We start from the raw sequence: 15,535 nt of genomic DNA, 5'->3' as shown, positions 1-15,535 counted from the left end.
CCTTTTTTAGTCAGAGTCAACTGAGCGTCAACATGAGTGCGGAAAATTAGTCTCAGCAAAGACCCGGCCGGAAGGAATGAGACCGGCTTTCTTTGTAGCAATCCGGATCTCTTCCAGGATCTTGACGTGTTCTTTCCACCAGCGGATCAAGATCGATTCACACAAACGAGCTGCTATTTCAGTCGAACCGGCGAAGAGAAACGGGATTCGGTATCGCTGTTGCAATGCTATGATGGATTCCCAAGCGCTCTTGGGATTCATGCCACTCCGATACTCACCTTTCAGTATCTCGCCATAGGTCCCTTCCACGATCACCATGAAATCAGGAATCCGGGAAGCTCTCTGCAATTCTCGCGTGAACCTCTCACGGCTCGAGCAGAGGCAGGAAATCAGATCGGCCGTGGTCTTTCGTTCAATCGATATCATCTCGCCACATCCGGGAAGGGAGAAGTCCCCTGTCTGGAGAGTTCCCAGGATCACCGGCCCATTGAAAAACGATTCCCAGGGATGCGGGACGGGCTCTCTCGTATCCACGAGGATCGGCGGGGGATCAATCTGTTTCAATGTGCGGCTCCTCGAGTTCCTCGACGGCTCCCAGGTCATCGGCCAACGAATCCAGATCGTCCAATGAAGGAAGCAGGGCGTCAGAATCAAGATCGCATTGCCGGGCAAGCTGGCAAGGACGGCATGGGCAATCCGAGGCATGGTCAAACATAGGCTGTCGTGGGCTCCTCTCCCGCGTCTTCAAGCAAGTCCTCTGGGCGGCCAATGTATTCCCAAAGTAGAAGCTCCATGAGCAGGCTCATGCTCCCGCCAGTGCGGACTTTATCCTTCTTGAGCTTCTCGGTTGCCCGTTTGAGAATCTCTGCATTGATGTGAAAACCCGAATTACGGCGCGGCCCCTTAAAGACCGGCCTGGACGGGGGAAGGATCATGGTCTCGTCTTGGCGCTCACGCCACCAATCTAGGACAGCACGCAAGGCCCGAAATGCCTCAGAGTCAAGCCACTCTGGGAGCGCTTGGGGAAGCTCTTGGGAAGATGTTGGTTGAATACTGCTATCATCATCAAGGGTCTCTGCTTCAGATACAACCTGATCGCTTTTGTGAGCCCTATTGTAAAAACTACGCACACTTTGATCATTCCATTGCTTGCCCTTCAATGTAGAAATCCCAAGCTCATTCAACTTCTGAGCAATGGTTTTCCATTCACGGCCATGTTCGCTTTTCAATTCGTTGATCTTGGTAGTGAGTTCTTCCCGGTTCATGATTCACCATCCTCATGAGCATCTTGGAGCCATTCCTCGAAAGCTTCTTTCCGATCCGCTGGTATTCCTTTCAGAATGTCAGCGAGCCGGTCCATTTTCGGGTGCTCTGATAGTGGAGTTAAGCCGCTCTTTGGAGCAGTCGGATCACTTGCTTGTGAGTCCATTGTGAGCCTTTCTTTGTGGTGATTTCTCTCCGGTTCAATTCGCCAGCTATGCCGGAAGCAGAGTATCCCTGCGATTTCAAGTCGAGCGCCAAAGCTATGGCTTCCTGCTCTTCCCCACATTTTACTAAGGTCTTCCCATCTTCGGCCAGAGAAAAGCCAAACGGGATTTCACCAATACGGCAGCCCTGTGCTTTGCGGATCTTGCGGCCTTCATTGCAGCGTTCACGGATCAAGTTGCGTTCAAGCTCCGCTGCTCCCGCCATGACCGTGATAAAGAACTTTCCGCTTGGAGTGCTCGTATCGATTGTGCTCCCCCCGAGGTTCAGGATATGCAGAGACACGCCCCTCTGTTCCCATGCTTCGACATTGTTCAGGCAATCGGAAGCGCTCCTAAATCCCCTGTCCAGCTTCGTAATTACCACGGCCTGAACTTCCCCCTGATTAACCATGTCAGCCAGACGGGAACCTTCTGGACGGCTCGCAAGAGGCTTTCCACCCGAGATCCCCGCGTCAATCATGACAGTTATCAGATCAAGTCCTTTCATCATGGCATAGGCCCGGATCTGATCTTCCTGTGCTTTGAGGCTTGTTCCCTCGATCTGCTCTTGACTGCTCACTCTGGCATATCCTACGGCTTTCATGGTAATTCCCCTTTCCTTGGGAACAGATTACCAATAGGAGTACTTGCCTGTCAGTCTTTTTTGCGAATATCTTCCCAAAGGCTTCCCCGCATCTGTCACCAGTGCTTAACCGCCCTATTACCGCCATTTTTATTATGCGAAGATATGGGGAATATTTTGGGAACCGGACTCACTTAGAAGTGTGTCCAGGATTCGGAGGCAACAGACACCAAATAGGGTCCTTTCAAGCAGTTTTTTTCTTGACGCTGGCCTTTCCATCGGCTTACATATTAACCTAATGACCTGATTAACTTACGGGGGCGGATTATGAGAACGGTTATGATTGCGCTCTTTGTCGTGTTGTGTGTGGGGCTTGCCTGCGCAAGTGACGATGATATAGCGAGACAACTTGAGCAAGAAGCTCTCCGGGCAATAGACTCTCATAAGACAAAGTTGCAGACAGAGGAAGCTGCTCAACGAGAGAAAGATCAGGAGATCGAAGCACAAAGAGCCCTGCAAGCTGCTCAGATACGAAAAGAGGCTGAAGAGAAGAAGTTGCAGGAAAGATTGAAGCAGGCAGCAATTCAGCTTGAGGAGGAACGAAGAGCCAAAGTCGAATTAGAAGAACAAATGAAACGCGAGCAAGCAGAAGCTGCGGCACGTGCCAAAATTGCGGAGATCAAAGCTCGTATGCAGGAATTCATGCAGCGGGAGGAAATGCTCGATCAATTGCGCCAAATGAATAGTCAGCAAGCTTTCAAGAATCAAGTTGACGCTCAAAAAGCTCATCAGGATGCTCTCAACAGATTTACTGAGGGGGTTGCAGCAGATCGACATCGTAACCAGGTTGAAGAGGACCTGCGGCGGATTAGACAACTTGAACAATGGCGGTGGATGAGAGGACGATGATCAAGGGTACACAAAAATAGCTGCTTCCCAAAAAACAGTGATATTCAGGCTCCATCATATTCAGACATCATCGCGCATTCGAGCGGCTTTCCTGCTCCGCTCTACCTTACCTTGTCTGGACAGAGATCGTCCAAATTTGCCCGGTTCCTTGCGATATTAACACGGTGCCGAAGAAAGCTGACGCGCCGTTGGGGATGCTGAACATATGATTAACCTTGGCGGTTAACTCTGCTCTTTCGGAGGCAGGCCGGGGGGAGGGTCCCACGGCTTCGTCTTATATATATTATGTTTGGGACTCCGGGTGCCCTCAGAAATTTTTTCCATTTTTCTTGAGACTTTATGGTTGATGGCTCGAGGGCTTACGCTATTCCATAAGGGGAAGCATTACTTTGGCCATGGCTCGTATTCTTGTAGATCCTGTCCTTCCCCTTCATACATTTCAGCCTCTTCTTCTAATAGGCGGTATCCGCCCCATCTTTCCTTTTTCGTGTCCCATTCTTCCATCAGGCTTTTGTATCGTTCCACTGGTCGCTCATGAATGGTGGCCGGGGATTGTTCCCCTTCACTGCATCCATTCATCAGGGTCATTGCGGCGAGAATTGCGGCAAGCCAACAGAAGACATGATTACGCATTGCATTCTCTCGTAGTTTTCGCTTGTTATTGTGATCTGTTGTCCGCCAGTTCGATATGTCGGATATTGTACAGTGTGTCAACTTTCTTTACACCCCTTAGGAGCACCCGGAATCTGCGATAAACCCCGGGCGCTCCGATTTCAGAGGGAAGCACATCAATTCTGATATGCGCCTCCCGTACCTTCACCGCACACCAGCCAACCAGGAGAGACATTCAGGCGCATTGCGATCTCTGCACCTTCGTGGATGTAAAGAACTCCTTCGCCCTTTAACCATGTCCGAAGTCTCGCGGGTTTGATTCCGGCCCGTGTGCAAAAAGCTGAGCGAGTTTCCCCCGGTCTCTGGAGCAACAACAGCCGCCCTGCGAATTTTTTGTGAGTATTATCGTAATCTGCCGTTGAATTCTTCATGACTCACCCCCTGGATTCTCGTTGTTCTCGTGATCTACTGAATCAGTTATCGCTGGGTCATGCTCCCACGCGACCGTTGCCCATTGAATCAAATCCTTCAGATCATCAAAGGCAGGCCCGAGCTGATTGACAATGGCGTTGAGGGTTCCGACCAGTAGTTCCATGCTTTCTTCGCTGTAATCGCATTCTGCGAAGCGCAGCCTCGGGCCCGCAGCCTCGATCAGTTTAAAGATTCCTGAATGCCGTTTACACCACTGATTGAACACTTCGACAGTATCCGGCCAATCGCCGTATTTTTCAGGATTCGCGTAGCGCTCCCATGCGGGGGCATTGTTTTGACTGCTGATCTTCATCAAATGATCATGGATATCAGCGGGGATTCCGAAAGGGGCGGCAGGCTTGGGGACTCTCCCCTCACAAACCGTCAGCACGATTGACTCTGATTTTTCCAACGGATAGACTTTGCTCATGTCACAGACCTCCATTTCTGGTTTTGTGGCGTAACCCTGCTCTGGGCGTGGAAACTCGGGCAGGGTTATCCATTTTCTAACCTGAGAAAGAAGGGCTGATGCAAGGAGATTTTGCCTGGATTCCCCCAAGGGTAAAGTTACAGGTACATCGTTGTCAAGAAAATAATAATCATTTTCAGATGATGGAGAGATATCGCGCGATTAGATGGAACTTCTAAGATTAAGTTTGGATGTCGTTCATAGGTCGATTTTTGCCACTGTATCAGAATACAAAATCATGCCATATGAATCACATTGCCACTTTTTATTCAGGACATCAGGAAAGATCCGTGTAATCTTGCAAAGCGCCACTTACCTCGAATGAAACTAACCTATGTGGATAACATGCCAATTCTTCAAAGATCACATAAGTCATTATGGTGGAATAGCCGGTCTTTTCTCTCAATTAGGTAAGTGTTGCTCACTTTTGGGGTTTTTCTTTAAAAGTGGCAATGTTGCGAAAAGTATCTATTGCAGCCACTTTGCTGATGTATCTCGTTTGCGGGTAGTTATAATTTTGACAACTTATCCATAAGCCACCGGAGGGCTGGGGGTGGGCAGGTGTGAAGAGAATGAACTTGACACAGGCATTGTTGTCTCATTAAAATAGATCGTGAGCAGCGAACCCCTCAACTTCTTGAAAGTGACAGCGGGTGTCGACTGTTCGGGAAGGGTCCGTGTGTAGAGGTCTCGAGCCTCACAATTTGCCGTCATAGGGGTAACGTAAGTCGAAGGGCAAAAGCCTGACGCGGCCAACCCAAGAGCCAAAAGCCACGGCATAAGGGCACATGGGCTTTTCTTATTTTCGAACTGGATAAAAGCTCTGCAAACATCCTCCCCGTTTTTCCGGCCGGATTATAACCCGAAAAACCTTTCCGTCCGGCGTGACTCCTTCGAGTTCCCAATTGCCTTTCTCGTTTATGACGGGCTTTTCTTCAGAATGTTTCAGAAGTTCTTTCACACAGGGGACGAGACGATATCGACCAATCATGTCGGCCGGAGATTTCTTTTCGATGTGATAATGAAAATCGTCTATGAAAACTCGTTCCTTCCTGCCAAATAATCTTACCCGAACGCATGGTCTTGATGCTCTCGATTCGGCTCGCCATTCCGCGATGAATCGTCTTGCCTCTTCGATGACGCGCTTGTTTTTTCTCGCCGTTATAGGTTGGCTCTTGCACTGATACATAGAGGGAAATTACCCGGTTCATTGCAGTCCTGTAAAACAAAAAAACGATTGTCTCGGAAAAGTCTTTCTCGAACACTAAGATTTCGGGCAATCTCGTAATAGCCTGATGTTGTAAAAGCCCCTGGACGAAACAGCCCGACACCATCCTCGATAGCAAGCTTCACAGTCATGACACCCCAGGTCGGCGGCGACTTCCTCGAATGAGGGCGGTATCCAGGCGGGTTCGGAATCCGGTGAAGAGTCTGTATCGAATGAGTCTTCATACTTAGCAGATTCCGCTGTTGCTGCCTGGACGAAAGATGAATTATCGGCTAGGACTTCATAAAGGTTCATGGTCGCTCCATCCTGACGAGTTCTGCTGAGTTTCTGACGACTTTCTGACGAGTTCGTAAAGCTACTTCGCTGTTATCATTAAATAACTGATGACTTTCTTTCTTTTTTACTTTTTTATGAAGAAGAAAAATAAAAAGAAATAATAAAGAGAAGAGAGATATAAAAACGGATAAGAGTATGCTGCTCTCAAAGTCATCATCTCATCAGTTTCCTTGTGATATTCGGAACATGCCTCTTAAAAGTCGTCAGCCAAGTCGTCAGGAATTATGGTCGAATTGTCAGGTCGTCAAAGACGAGCCCTTTGTCTGTCTTCCTCGCCTCTTTCTCAACTGCCCTCTCCAGAGACTTTCGGAAGTTAATGATTCCCATCGCCTCAAGCCCACAAGCTTTAATCCACGATGTATATGCGGCATAGATGTCTTTGTACGGAGTGGCCGCTCCGGACATTTTTTGGATGCGTTCCTCTACAAACATAATGGCCGAATCCGTATCACGCTTGTATTGCTCCAGGGCTGCCTTGCTTATTGTCGGTTCGCTGAAATTCCCGGAGTCCATAAGAGACTTATAGCCACCTATTGCCCAATTCAGCACTCCCGGCAGCTCTTTCTCGATAATTCTTTTTGCTCTGGAACGGTCAAGATTCCCCAGCTTCTCACTGAATGTTTGCCTGAAAGGGAGAATGATCCAGCGGCGAAAGTATCCATGCGTCTTGTCCGCTGTGACCGGAAGGGAATTGCACGAGATGACCAATTTCACAAAGGGCCTGAAAACGAAGGGGTCTTGCTGCTTTCTCTCAGCGGTAATGGGATCGCCGGTAATAACCCCCTTCAGCCGCGCATCACTGACAAGGCCCTTAGCTTCGACTTCAGTCGTGAAGTTGATCAATTTGTTTTGCAGCTCAGCAAGCCGGAACCGCTCTTTGAAGTCGGACAGGTGAAGAGCGCTGCAATTTTCCCGGCCGGCGAGAGCTTCCAGAATATCCGTGATAACGCTCTTACCGTTTGCCCCTTCACCGGTGAGGATGAATCCTTTCTGCTGAGAATTGTCAGGGGTGAGACAATACCCGAACATTTGTGCGTGAATATGCCGCATTTGAGGGTCAGGGTGTATTTGCCCGATAGTCTCGAGCCATAAAGGACATTCGGCTTTAGGATCGCAAGCAGCTTCCGACTGAACAGTGCTTATTATCTTAGGCGAATGGTCCATAAACTCGCCGGATGAGAGATTCAGGATACCGTTCTTCAGGTTCAAGAAGCCTTTTGGATTGACCTTCTCAGGCCGAACAAAGCAAACACTTTCCAGGACATCACGGACAGCGTTGAGGTGCTTTGGCTCCACTTCAGGCCCAAACAGAGAAATAGTCTGCTGATCGATTTCCTGCTCAAACCAAGGCCGGTATACCCCATGCTCATACCGATAGAATCTCCCATCAAAGAAGATCACAGGGGCTTCTGAACGGATCTTTTCCACGTAATCCAGTGGCAGGAATTTCTCTCTTTTTGAAGCTCCGAGAGAGGTGTCTTTGACCAGACCGGCGATAGCCTTCTCAAGCTTTCGTTTATCGTATCCTGGAAAGCGCTTGCTGATCTCGTCAACATATTCACGCCACAACAAGTCCGGTTGATCTGCAACAAGCTTGATAACAGGTTCAAGGGCTCGGTATTTCTCTCGCGGGGTTCCCTGATCGGGTATCCCGGCTAAGCAGACATCAAAGAATTCTTGGCGCGGAAGTCTGTCGAAGTCTTCAGGTGTATGGTTTTGGAAATAGCTGTTGACGTCCACCTTCTCTTCACCAGACCCGATGGGTAGAGGGATAATCTCCACGTCCATCCCGGCCCGGAAAAGCTTTTCACCGGCTTTTAATGCGCCCTTCTGTCCGCTCTCGTTTTCGTCAGAGTCGAAAACGAGAACCACTTTCTGTATGTCGGTTTTCTTGAGAGCCGCTATTCTTTGATCTGTGAGCCCTTGTGTTCCGTAAGTCGATATCGCTGGATAGCCATTCGTCCATAGCGTGAGGCAATCAATGATCGCTTCCGTTACGAACAATCTTTGCTCTTTCCTGTAGCGGTCCAGACCGAACAAGGTTTGCTCTTGAGGGGGATCGGTCGAAGCGCAATAGATGTGTCTTGGCTCTCGCTTCGGATCCAAGGCCCGGCCATAGAGATTTATGATGCGGCCTTGCCTATAGATCGGTATGACTACTCGGTCCGAAAACAGGAAGTTTCCGTTTCGGGAGTATAGCCCGGCTCTTTCCGCGGCGGCCCGGTCGGGCGGTTCGTAATTGTTCGGGAGATATCCCGCCAGTCCTTCAATGATGTTGCGGTTGATTCCCCTGCCTTCCAGGTAAAGTAAGGCGCGTTCCGGATTCTTCAAGGCATCCGCAAAGACGCACGCATAAGCATCAGAAATCCCTTTCGCGATCTCATACCGCTTCTGCGCCTCGGGATCTCGGCGGGGTTGCGGTAAGCCTGTCTCGGCTGCAATCCATTCCAAAGCGCCCCAGAAGTCGCAATTCTGAAAGTATTGGACAGCGCCAATAACGTCCAGGTGTTTTCCACATCCGTAACAAAAGACATGATCGGGATAGACTTTAAGGCTTGGGTTCCTGTCTCCGTGAAGAAAGCAAGGAGTGTGCCTTGATCCATTGAGAGAGATTCCGAAGCGAGTTAAAACCGTCGGCATGTCGAATGCGGTCCTATATAGTGCGAGATCAAGCATTCCGCTGTCCCTCCCACCACTCAATCACGTCCGGCCACCGCCAATATCGGCAACCATATAAATTCCAGTAATCGGGGCAATCGCGCATATGTTCCGGGCATGGGCGAGTTTTGCGAAGGGAATAGGCAATAAACTTATCGTATCTGACCGTATCCCACATAATTTTAGCAGGAACATGAAGCTGTTGGATGATTTCGCAGATACAAACAAAGTCACAGCCTGTTGAGTCGTTACAGGTTCCTGAAGCAGAAAATGAATTGACTGTAGTAGCGTAAGGCTCTATTATCTCAGTTAGATCAGATGTTTGTTTTGATTTGGACCCGAGGCAAGCTCCAACTTTCTCGGGTTCTTCATTTCTGGCAAGTTTCATCTCGGCCCCCGATCAGGGGTCAAATCACAGGGGGCTTGACGGAATTTTTCCTCATAGGCCAGAATGTCACTCAGCTTAAATCGCACAATCGGCCTTGCCCCTTTCCCCCCGCTTAGATCGAGCCAAGGCAAGCGCCCATCTATGCGCATACGGTCGATAGTTCGGGGGGACACCCCCCACCGTTCCGCCAGTTTAACTCTCGAATATCGTTCAAGTTCCATCACGTTGTCTCCTTTTCGTTCATGGACATTGGAGACAATCTACAATTATTACAGTTGGTTAACTATCCACCGCAGGATCGAAAACAAGCGCTTTTGAGGCGCGAGGTTTTTAATGGACTGGCATTATGGGGGAAATATTTTGAGTAGATCAAAAAATAAATTATGGATATAGTGAAATCGATACGTTACGACTGAGACATCAATGATCGCTTCAGCGAGGTTTCAATGTGGGCACAGTTGATATTCTTACAAGATCTCCATGGACATCTGAACTTGCTTCCTGGGCTTCCGCCGGAGTGACGGTCCCGTTCTCTTAATGCATCAGCTGCAGCAAGTGCTTTCATAAGATTAGCCGATTTACTCTTGGGGCCTCCGCTATAATACCCCCAGAGTGGCTCTCGGATTTGCGCTGAACAACGAGAGTAAAGTCGTTCTTTTAGGCAATCGTTCAGCAGATCCGGTCGAAAACGAATCCAAGATTTTACAGAATCGGCAACACGCAGAGACCAGACGTCCTTGGTTTTCATCTCAAGGAGGTCATAATTTTCTCGCTCGAATTTCCTCACATCTCGCAATCTGAATATGTAGGGTGAATACTTGCGGACATGAGGAACAAATTCAGGACATATATTGTATCTAGGCCCAAGCGGAGATTCGTCTCTTTCATCGTTTTCATCCGTGGTTTCGCTTCTGGATGTAACTCCGGTTAGTGAAAGTGTATACGCTGTTAAACCATCTTTGACCATTTGGGAGATTTTCTTGTTTTTCCAGCGCGCTTCCAATTCGTCTTCAGTGAGCCAGAGTAAGGAAAGAAGGGGAAACATAGGCTTCGGAACACTATGCAGCTTTTCAAAAATTATTACGTCGAGCTTCTTAAACCACCAGAAATTAGGCCATGTGAGAGCACGATTCGCCGCACCAAAAACACTGTCAAGAGTGGGATCGCTCGCTTTACCCATTTTCGGAATAGTATGATCGCTGGCCGCATTATTCAAATAGTCATTGATCTGTCTTACGCTCCCGTCGTTAGCAACCATGAAGATCGGTAATTGAAGCGGAATCCAGCACTTAAAATCAGAGTTCAAGTTCTTGAAGTCAGGAAAGTTTTCTTGAAAGTGCCCTCTCAGAGTCTCGCCGTTTATCCAATAGCGCGAACTACCTGGACATTTGCCAAGCTGATATTGTTTACTCGCTTCACGAAAATCCATTTCGGTCTTGATTTTGTCCTCTTCTATTATCCTTGTCCACTCGGGGGGTAGTGAATCATCCGTCATTGTTTGCTGCCTCCGCTTCCGTGCCTTTTGATTCTTCAGCAAATCGACTCACAGCCTCGAAAGCCGTTTTTTGACTGTCCGGGGAAAGGTGGCTGTACCGGACCGTCATGGTCGTGGTTCGATGCCCTAATGTCTTTGCAAGAGTGTAAATAGGGATTCCGGCCATAACTGCCCAACTTGCGAACGTGTGCCGAAGCGTGTGAAAGCAAACTTTTTCTCTGCGATCAGTCACGTTCCGGTTTAATCCAAGCTCCTGTAAAACGACGCCGAAGGTTTTGGAGAGCCATTGAATCGAGCGCCCCTGCTTTGTCGTGAACACCAATTCATCAGGTTCACCCGGTGTGAGTTCGTCCAAGACGGCCCGAATTTTGGAGGTAGTAAAAATCGGCCTGCTTTCGGAATTCTTAGTATCCTGGATCATGATGATTCCGTTTTTCAGATCCACGTTACCCCATGTCAGCTTGAACAGTTCTCCAAGTCGGAAGCCACCGTATAAGCTCATTCTTGCCATGCGTTCAATTTGCTTGCTCTTCTTTCGTAAAGCCGTCAATAAGCGTTCAGCCTCGTCTGTGCTGAGAAATCGTTGCCGGGCATTGTTCAACTTGGGGAGCCTCACAGCTTTGATCGGATTTTCTCCGGACCACAAACGCCATTGTATTGCTTTGTTGAGGGCATTCCGGAGGAGTCCGAGAGCATGGATGATTCGTGCATCAGACCGGCCGGCATCACGCATCTTCTTTCGCAATCTTTCGATGGAGAGAGGATCGATTCCGCCCAGCGTTTTGGTCTCAAATTCAGGCTTCAGCCAATTCTTATACAGACCGCGATAATCACGGGGATGCCGGGTATTGTCGTCTGACCACGGAAGGAAACGATCTTCCATGAATCTCCCAAAGGTTAGCTCGTCCTGCTTTCGTTGCGCCTTTGACTTGTATTCTCCTACCCGGTCTTGCTCTAGTAATTCCGTACGACGGCGTTGAGCGGCCTCGGGCGTCCATCCTTCACTTGCCCATCCGCAGCGCTCGAATCTTAGTTTTCCTGTTTCCAAGTCCCGAAACATCACGGAATAGCATCGATCCGGCCGTTCCCGCCATTGACGCATTGCGCTTTCAGTAACGTAGACTCCCGCGAATTTCTTCACGGCTCTTCTCCGAGAATTGTCTTTTGTCGTTTTCAATATTTCAGTCCTCATTCTCGTGTTTCAAATTTTAGTCAACTGAGAGTCAACATGAATGCGGAATCTGCGGTGCATTTGTGTCTATGTGGGACACATATCTAATCCCTTAAAGTCCTCTTGTCAAGCCATTATTGTGATGTTTAGTCGATAGGTGTCTTTTCGTGTCTAGGTAAGTAAAAAGGGATTCCTAATCCGCAGGTCGCAAGTTCGATCCTTGCCGGGGGCACCACAGATGAATCGTAACCAAGCTATTGGCCGTTTGTCCTACATCCTTTTTCTTTCTCAGAATCACTACTGTGCCCATTATATGTACTTGTCCTGAGAACAGGCCTTATTTATGGCTGATCAATGATGTCAGCGCGAGTCCGGTCTCACCTTTTTCTTGACACCTTACCCTTCTTCTGAGAATCTTTAAGAACATACGTCGAGGCGCCAACGGAACACGGTAAAAACCGTGGCGGTCCCGCCGCCGTAACCGGAGACGAAACGTGCAAAACCACTGTCCGGCTTCAGCCGAATGGGAAGGGCACGTGGAGAGAGACCCGGAAGCCGGAAGACGAGCGCTCCGACGAGGGTAACCGATGGTAAAGGAACGCCCTGCTGCTGAAACGCGGCAGGGCTTTTTATTTTCTGTGATGGTTCACAGCGACAAATGCAGAGATATGTGCCGGCACGGAGGCACGGCACCTACCGATTTTCGAGCTCTTTTCGCAATCGGCAATAATTCTGACATCTGCTATAGGAGAAACCTATCGTCTCGAATCGCCTTACAGACCAAAGCGCCTGCTTAGAAAGGTTCTGATGTGAAAGCACTTCGACTTCACCAGGTGGGTGAACTGAGGCTCGATGAGGTGACACTGCCCGAGCCCTCTCCTGAAGAAACCGTGGTCCGCGTGCGTTACTGCGCACTATGCCGCACGGACGCCAAGATGTGGCAGAAGGGCCAACGAGACCTCGTCTTGCCGCGGGTGTTGGGTCATGAGGTCTCTGGAATCGATCTGACCTCCGGGCGTGAAGTGGTCGTCTGGCCCGGTGCGACCTGCGGTAGTTGCAGTTTCTGCATCCAGGGATCGGAAAACCTCTGTCCCGACATCCACATTATGGGGTTCAACCGGGACGGCGGACTCGCGCAGGCCATGGTTGTGCCGAAGGAATCGCTGATTCCCGTACCTGCCGGCGTCTCATTGCGGCTCGCCTGCTTGGCCGAACCGTTGGCGTGTTGTCTCAATGCGCTGCATCAAATCCAGACCCGGCCCGGTGATCGGATACTGGTCTTCGGGGCCGGGCCTGTGGGTCTTTTGATGGGACTCGCAGCTCGGTCTTTTTCCGCGCGGGCTTTCGTCGTGGAAAAAGAACCGGCGAGGCTTGAACAGAGCCAGGTCTATTTGGATCGCCTCGGCATCCCAGCCGGCACCCAACCTTCCGCCAAGGGTTTTGATGCTGCGATCAATGTCTGTGCTGCCACGGACACCCTTTTCTCGGGACTTCGTTCGACCCGCGCGGGAGGAAGCTTCTGCCTGTTCAGCGGATTGCCTCATGAGGACACCATCACTTCCGACGTTGTCAACGAAATCCACTATCGACAACTTCGTGTCACTGGAGCGTACGGTTGCACGCGAGCACAGTTTCATGAAGCACTCGACATTATCAGGCAGCATGATCGGGACATCGAGCTTTTAGTAGAAGGGGAGATCACCCTTGAAGAAGTGACCGGCCATCTCCCTCGAATCGCTGACGGTCAGGCGCTCAAGATTTTGGTTCGAATCGAATGATGCCATTTTGCATTCAAGATGTGCTTACTGCACTGACCTGGCTCCGCAGGTCAGTGCTTCGGCTTTAACGAGAACTATCTGGACTGAAAGTCCGTATGACCTGGGATGTGGGGGCTTTCGAGAGTCCTGCCATTCCTTGCCGTCATGCCGGTTTTACTACTGTGAAAGGAGACACCATGGCGACCGAACTGCAATTGCGGGAATTCGGACGGCTGACGTCGGCCGTTGCTCTGGGACGTACACTCAGCCGAGACGAAGCCCGTGAAGCGTACCGACAGATCATTCTTAATGAACAACCGGAACTTCAACAGGGGGCATTCCTCATGGCCCACATTTCCCGCGGCCCCACCATCGAGGAACTGGGAGGTGCCTGGGATGCGCTCGATCGCCACGACACAGCCAAGGTCTACACTACCCGGAGCGGCGTCATCTGCGATATCGTGGGCACCGGCTCTGATTCATTGAAGACGGTCAACGGGTCTACTCCGGCCACTTTCATTGCTTCAGCCTGCGGGTTGCCCATAGCTAAGAAAGGAGCCCGTCTGGTCACCGGAGTTGCCGGAGCATCGGACATTCTCGAAATCCTGGGCATCGATCTGAATGCTCCATTGTCCCAGGCACAGGACTGTCTCGACAAGTACGGCATCTGCTACCTGCCCGGAGAAGCATTTCTGAAGTCAGGTTGGGCACGATTGATCAGGTCCATGCGATTTACGTCCGCGTTCAACATTATCGGCCCGATCACCCGTCCGTGTGAGCAGAACAACGCCATAGTCATCGGAGCGTATGCACCCCACGTCTGCGACCAGCTCATCGCGGTACTTAAGGAAATCGGTATGCCCGCAGCGGTATCGCCCTTCGGCACTGCCGAAGGCATGGACGTCGGTCTCGGCATGGATGAATACTCCCCCTGTGGCCCCACAAGGGTGGTCGAACTGAAGGACGGTCGCGTGGAGACCTATGAAGTCACCCCTGAGGATTTCGGCATCAAAACAATTCCCTTTGAGAAGATTGCCAGTCGCAAGACCGCCGAGGCCAATGCAAAAGCCATTCTTCATGTGCTGTCTCAGGCGTACGACGAACCCGAAGCCCTGTTCTTCTGCATGAATGCCGGAGCTGCCCTGTACATCTCAGGCTACGCAGAAAGCTATCGGCAAGGCACGGATATGGCGAGGCAAGCTCTGGCTTCGGGAAAGGCACTTGAGAAACTCCAGCAACTCAGGGAATTCCAGGGAACGGCCTGAGACCAATATGCTTTCAAAGAGAGAAGATCTGGGAAACCCTTCTTGTAAGAAGTGTTTCCCAGTCCCTTCCCAAGAACTTTTAATATTCACCCAATTCCGTGGTTTTTCATAGAAAAACTACGGAATTGGGTGAGTGCTAAAAGTTTTTTGAAGGATTTGGAGACCTTTCTTATAAAAAGGTCCCCGGATTTTACTGCTTTGAAAGCAAATCCGTATGAGAAAATGCCATGGCGGGATGCCGAGCCGCTCCTCAAATTGACCGGATAAAGTAGTCCTGCGTAAAGTACTATAACGAGGAGACCTCTTGGGCTCATATCCGTTTGCTCAAACGAAGCGATTTGCGTCACCCTTCTTGCCGTTTAAGCTTCAGTTCGCCCACCCAATCATAGGTGCTAATTTTGCTGCAGTTCTTTGTCCCTCAGGGACTAAAGACAATAGCCCGGTAATTCATTGCCGAATTTGTGTGTCAGCCGTCCCTACATAGCTCTAAAATCATGAGTTTTTTCCTTAATCGGCGATAAATCGTCGGCCTATTTTTCCCGCTTCTCGCGGATTCCCCTGAATAACAAAGCGAAAACACTCTAAGTCAGCGCACAAGATGTGCCTCCCCCGTTTATACTTCACTTCAACTTCATCTCAAATGAAATCATGGACACTTTGAAGCCATAGCACTTTTCGATATACTGAAAAAGCGGCTGATTGGTTCCGAAAGTCGCACCCTTTTGCA

At 49.9% G+C, this 15,535-nt stretch carries 13 protein-coding genes and 1 riboswitch; of the genes, 3 read left to right on the top strand and 10 right to left on the bottom strand.

Annotated elements, in window-relative coordinates:
• Nucleotides 1-27: 27 nt before the first annotated feature.
• The 4 genes from DESTI_RS05010 to DESTI_RS05000 form a co-directional block, all read right to left on the bottom strand.
• Complete coding sequence (locus DESTI_RS05010) at nucleotides 28-564, bottom strand: ERCC4 domain-containing protein (RefSeq protein WP_014808877.1); 537 nt, start codon at nucleotides 562-564, stop codon at nucleotides 28-30.
• Entirely contained in the window at nucleotides 551-715 is a 165-nt protein-coding gene (locus DESTI_RS30615) for a hypothetical protein (protein ID WP_157212099.1), read from the bottom strand. The genes DESTI_RS05010 and DESTI_RS30615 overlap by 14 nt, the downstream gene beginning before the upstream one ends.
• Complete coding sequence (locus tag DESTI_RS05005) at nucleotides 708-1,265, bottom strand: hypothetical protein (protein WP_014808876.1); 558 nt, start codon at nucleotides 1,263-1,265, stop codon at nucleotides 708-710. The genes DESTI_RS30615 and DESTI_RS05005 overlap by 8 nt, the downstream gene beginning before the upstream one ends.
• Nucleotides 1,266-1,383: 118 nt before the next feature.
• Nucleotides 1,384-2,070, bottom strand: coding sequence for a recombinase family protein (locus DESTI_RS05000; protein WP_014808874.1), 687 nt, complete (start codon nucleotides 2,068-2,070; stop codon nucleotides 1,384-1,386).
• Between the two features lie 306 nt (nucleotides 2,071-2,376).
• Between DESTI_RS05000 and DESTI_RS04995 the strand changes: the two genes are divergently transcribed.
• Nucleotides 2,377-2,958 (top strand): hypothetical protein, encoded by a 582-nt coding sequence (locus tag DESTI_RS04995; RefSeq protein WP_014808873.1) that lies wholly within the window; start codon nucleotides 2,377-2,379, stop codon nucleotides 2,956-2,958.
• A gap of 384 nt (nucleotides 2,959-3,342) precedes the next feature.
• Here the strand turns inward: DESTI_RS04995 and DESTI_RS04990 are convergent, their stop codons facing one another.
• The 6 genes from DESTI_RS04990 to DESTI_RS04955 form a co-directional block, all read right to left on the bottom strand.
• Entirely contained in the window at nucleotides 3,343-3,591 is a 249-nt protein-coding gene (locus DESTI_RS04990; protein ID WP_014808872.1) for a hypothetical protein, read from the bottom strand.
• 155 nt (nucleotides 3,592-3,746) lie between these two features.
• Nucleotides 3,747-4,001, bottom strand: coding sequence for a hypothetical protein (locus DESTI_RS04985; protein WP_014808871.1), 255 nt, complete (start codon nucleotides 3,999-4,001; stop codon nucleotides 3,747-3,749).
• A complete protein-coding gene (locus DESTI_RS04980) occupies nucleotides 3,998-4,471 on the bottom strand; it encodes a hypothetical protein (protein ID WP_014808870.1) in 474 nt (157 codons plus the stop codon). The genes DESTI_RS04985 and DESTI_RS04980 overlap by 4 nt, the downstream gene beginning before the upstream one ends.
• A 1,825-nt stretch (nucleotides 4,472-6,296) precedes the next feature.
• Nucleotides 6,297-8,750, bottom strand: a complete 2,454-nt coding sequence (locus tag DESTI_RS04970) for a phage/plasmid primase, P4 family (RefSeq protein WP_014808867.1) — start codon at nucleotides 8,748-8,750, stop codon at nucleotides 6,297-6,299.
• Nucleotides 8,751-9,526: 776 nt separating this feature from the next.
• Nucleotides 9,527-10,615, bottom strand: a complete 1,089-nt coding sequence (locus DESTI_RS04960) for a hypothetical protein (RefSeq protein ID WP_014808864.1) — start codon at nucleotides 10,613-10,615, stop codon at nucleotides 9,527-9,529.
• Complete coding sequence (locus tag DESTI_RS04955; protein WP_014808863.1) at nucleotides 10,605-11,756, bottom strand: tyrosine-type recombinase/integrase; 1,152 nt, start codon at nucleotides 11,754-11,756, stop codon at nucleotides 10,605-10,607. Before DESTI_RS04955 ends, DESTI_RS04960 begins: the two co-directional genes overlap by 11 nt.
• Nucleotides 11,757-12,180: 424 nt before the next feature.
• Nucleotides 12,181-12,372: riboswitch (cobalamin riboswitch) on the top strand.
• Nucleotides 12,373-12,595: 223 nt separating this feature from the next.
• Here DESTI_RS04955 and DESTI_RS04945 point away from each other — a divergent pair.
• Nucleotides 12,596-13,564 (top strand): alcohol dehydrogenase catalytic domain-containing protein, encoded by a 969-nt coding sequence (locus tag DESTI_RS04945; RefSeq protein ID WP_014808861.1) that lies wholly within the window; start codon nucleotides 12,596-12,598, stop codon nucleotides 13,562-13,564.
• A gap of 176 nt (nucleotides 13,565-13,740) precedes the next feature.
• Complete coding sequence (gene trpD / locus DESTI_RS04940) at nucleotides 13,741-14,808, top strand: anthranilate phosphoribosyltransferase (RefSeq protein ID WP_014808860.1); 1,068 nt, start codon at nucleotides 13,741-13,743, stop codon at nucleotides 14,806-14,808.
• Nucleotides 14,809-15,535: the final 727 nt, after the last annotated feature.

This window comes from Desulfomonile tiedjei DSM 6799 (genome assembly GCF_000266945.1).
GTDB classification, from domain to species: domain Bacteria; phylum Desulfobacterota; class Desulfomonilia; order Desulfomonilales; family Desulfomonilaceae; genus Desulfomonile; species Desulfomonile tiedjei.
The sequence above is the reverse complement of the archived record's forward strand: the minus strand, read 5'-3'. Positions and strand labels throughout refer to the sequence as shown.